Below are 1,190 nucleotides of genomic sequence, written 5' to 3' on the forward strand. Positions count from 1 at the left end.
ATCGAATCGTAACTCAGCCTGCCCGCTCCAGGCGGGCGAACGTTTGAGGTGCGTGGTTGTCCAGAGAGCTGTGCGGACGAACCTGGTTGTAATCCTGGTGCCACGCCGCCACGATCAGGCGCGCCTGGGACAGGGTTTGAAACCAGTGGAGATTCAGACACTCGTCCCGGACCCGGCCATTGAAGCTCTCGATGTAGGCGTTCTCGATGGGCTTGCCCGGGCGGTTGAAGTGGTGGAAGATGCCACGTTCGTGGGCCCATTGATCCAGGGCTTTTCCAACAAATTCCGGACCATTGTCAGTCAGAATCATGGCTGGCTGAGCGCGCTCAGCCAGCACGCCGCTCAGCAATCGGGCGACATCTGCGCCAGTGATCGAGGTACCGACATGCATGAGCAGGCATTCCCGGGTAAAGTCGTCCACCACGTTCAAAACCCGGAAGCGTTGACCTGAGGCCAGGTGGTCGGACATGAAATCCATGCTCCAGCGCTGATTGGCTGCACAAACCAGAGGTTTGTGCAGCCGTTCTCCTGCGGTCAGCTTCTTACGGATTTTTCGACGCACAGCCAGCCCTTCAGCCCGATAAATCCGGTAGACCCGATTGTGATTCACCCGGTGCCCTTCGCGCCCCAGCAGCACATGGAGGCGACGGTATCCGAAACGAGGTCGTTCACCTGCCAACTCCCGCAGCCGGGTCTTCAAGGCCTCGTCTTTTTCCTCTCCAGGGCTGTGGTGTCGTTGGGTAGAGCGCCAGAAGCCCAGCTGGCGACACGCCCGCCGTTCGGACACCGCAAAGCGCTGCCGGACAAACCCCACCATCTCCCGCTTCATCGGCGTCTGGGATTGTGGCGTTGCGTCCGGGGTCACCACTGTTTTGCGACCACCTCCTTGAGGACCTGGTTGTCCAGCGAAAGGTCGGCCACCAGCTTCTTCAGACGACGATTTTCCTCTTCCAGGACACGAAACCGTTTGGTTTCGTCTTTCGTCATCCCCCCATACTTCGCTTTCCAACGGTGAATGGTACTGGCCGCGACGCCATGGAGCCGCGTGAGTTCAGCCAGCGGTTGACCAGCCTCGACCTGTCCAAGGATCTCCAGAATTTGTTGCTCGGTATACCGTTTCCCTTTCATTGCCCCTCCGGATTGCCCATCTTGTCGCAACCGGAGTGGACCGAGAATTAGGGGTCACGTCA

At 59.2% G+C, this 1,190-nt stretch carries 1 protein-coding gene; it reads right to left on the reverse strand.

What is annotated here, in order from left to right:
* Positions 1-13 precede the first annotated feature (13 nt).
* A protein-coding gene (locus IEY49_RS21200) for an IS3 family transposase (RefSeq protein WP_189012386.1) occupies positions 14-1,128 on the reverse strand; the annotation gives its coding sequence in 2 pieces (ribosomal slippage) (positions 14-870 and positions 870-1,128; 1,116 coding nt in all).
* Between the last annotated feature and the right edge of the window lie 62 nt (positions 1,129-1,190).

The sequence above is a fragment of the Deinococcus malanensis genome (genome assembly GCF_014647655.1).
GTDB classification, from domain to species: Bacteria; Deinococcota; Deinococci; order Deinococcales; family Deinococcaceae; genus Deinococcus; species Deinococcus malanensis.